At 68.1% G+C, this 1,721-nt stretch carries 3 protein-coding genes; all 3 read left to right on the top strand.

The annotated features are described in order from the left end of the window. A partial coding sequence (locus DU475_RS23750; protein WP_164633510.1) for a branched-chain amino acid ABC transporter permease occupies nucleotides 1–518 on the top strand: 518 nt, incomplete at its 5' end. A 3-nt stretch (nucleotides 519–521) separates the two neighbouring features. Next, complete coding sequence (locus tag DU475_RS23745) at nucleotides 522–1,466, top strand: branched-chain amino acid ABC transporter permease (protein WP_047307950.1); 945 nt, start codon at nucleotides 522–524, stop codon at nucleotides 1,464–1,466. Further along, nucleotides 1,463–1,721: ATP-binding cassette domain-containing protein (locus tag DU475_RS23740; protein ID WP_164633509.1), on the top strand; the 259-nt coding region annotated here is incomplete at its 3' end. The genes DU475_RS23745 and DU475_RS23740, both read left to right, overlap by 4 nt.

The raw sequence follows: 1,721 nt of genomic DNA, 5'->3' as shown, positions 1-1,721 counted from the left end.
AGCTGCCGGCGTTCTCCGGCGATGCGCCGATCCACCTGCTCGGCGCGGTGATCCAGCCGCAGAGCCTGTGGGTACTCGGCGGCGCCGCACTGGTGGTGCTGACGCTGTACTATGTGATGGAGCGCACCCTGATCGGCAAGGCGGTGGTCGCGACCGCCGCCAATCGCCTGGCGGCGCGGCTGGTCGGCGTCAACGTCGCCACCGTGATGGCGCTGGCATTCGGCGGCTCGGCGGCGATCGGCGCGATCGCCGGCATTCTGATCACCCCGATCACCCTGACCAGCTACGACGTCGGCACGCTGCTGGCGCTGAAGGGCTTTGCGGCCGCGATGCTCGGCGGCATGGGCAATCCGCTCGGCGCAGTGATCGGCGGGCTGCTGCTCGGCCTGCTGGAGTCGTTCGGCGCCGGCTATGTGTCGTCGACCTACAAGGACGCCATCGCCTTCATCGTCATCCTCGCCGTGCTGTTCGTCGCGCCGCAGGGGCTGGTCGGCCGTCGCACCGTCGAGCGGGTCTGAGTGATGCTGAACCTGCTCGGCCGCCGGTCCGCCATTCTGATCGCGCTCGCCGTGGTGATGGCGGTGCTGCCGCTGCTGTTCCCATCGAGCTATTACTTTCGCGTCGCGGCCCTGGTGTGGGTCTCGGCGCTGGCGGCGATCGGGCTGAACATCCTGATGGGCAAGGCCGGCCAGGTCAGCCTCGGCCATGCCGGCTTCTTCGGCATCGGCGCTTATGCAGTCGCGATCGGGCCCGCGCATTTCGGGCTGCATGCCCTGCTCGCGGTGCTGGTCGGCGCGCTGATCTCCGCCCTCCTCGCATTTCTGGTCGGCCGGCCGATCCTGCGGCTGAAAGGACACTATCTCGCCATCGCCACCCTCGGGCTCGGCGTGCTGGTGGCGATGGTGATCACCACCGAGAGCGGCTGGACCGGCGGCCCGGACGGCATGCCGGTGCCGAAGCTCAGCCTGTTCGGCTGGCGCGTCTCCGGCTCGACCACCTGGTACTGGATCACGGCGGGATTGCTGCTGATCGGAACCTGGTTCGCGCTCAACCTCGACGACACGCCCACCGGGCGCGCCTTTCGCGCGCTGCACGACAGCGAGATCGCCGCGCGCACCGCGGGCGTGCATGTCGAGCGCTTCAAGCTGCAGGCCTTCGTCATCGCCGCGGTGTACGCCTCGATCGCCGGCTCGGCGCTGGCGATGATGAACGGCTTCGTCAATCCGGATCAAGCCGGCTTCCTGCATTCGGTCGAACTGGTGACGATGGTGGTGCTCGGCGGGCTCGGCTCGATCGTCGGCAGCATCGTCGGCGCCGCGGTGCTGGTGGTGCTGCCGCAGTTGCTGACGGTGTTTCAGGACTACGAGCATTTCCTGCTCGGCCTGCTCATCATCGTGTCGATGATCTTCATGCGCGACGGCATGGTGCCGATGCTGGCGAAGCTGACCATGAGGGCGCGGCGATGACGCTTCTGAAGGTCCGCGATGTCGGCATCTCGTTCGGCGGCGTCAAGGCGATCGACGGCGTCGGGTTCTCGGTAGCGCCGAGCGAGATCCTGTCGATCATCGGCCCCAACGGCGCCGGCAAGACAACGCTGTTCAACGTCGTCTCCGGGATGTACGCCGCCGACCACGGCCGGATCGAACTCGACGGTAACGACGTCACCGGCCTGCCGCCCGACGAGCTCGCTGCGCGCGGGCTGTCGCGGACCTTCCAGAACC

It is taken from the genome of Rhodopseudomonas sp. WA056, assembly GCF_010906995.1.
GTDB classification, from domain to species: Bacteria; Pseudomonadota; Alphaproteobacteria; order Rhizobiales; family Xanthobacteraceae; genus Rhodopseudomonas; species Rhodopseudomonas palustris_G.
Note: the sequence above shows the minus strand (reverse complement) of the source record. Positions and strands in the feature narration are given on the sequence as shown.

Excerpts from the sequence above, each read along its gene's own strand:
- DU475_RS23745 (WP_047307950.1), top strand. The coding sequence starts at position 522 with ATGCTGAACCTGCTCGGCCGCCGGTCCGCCATTCTGATCGCGCTCGCC.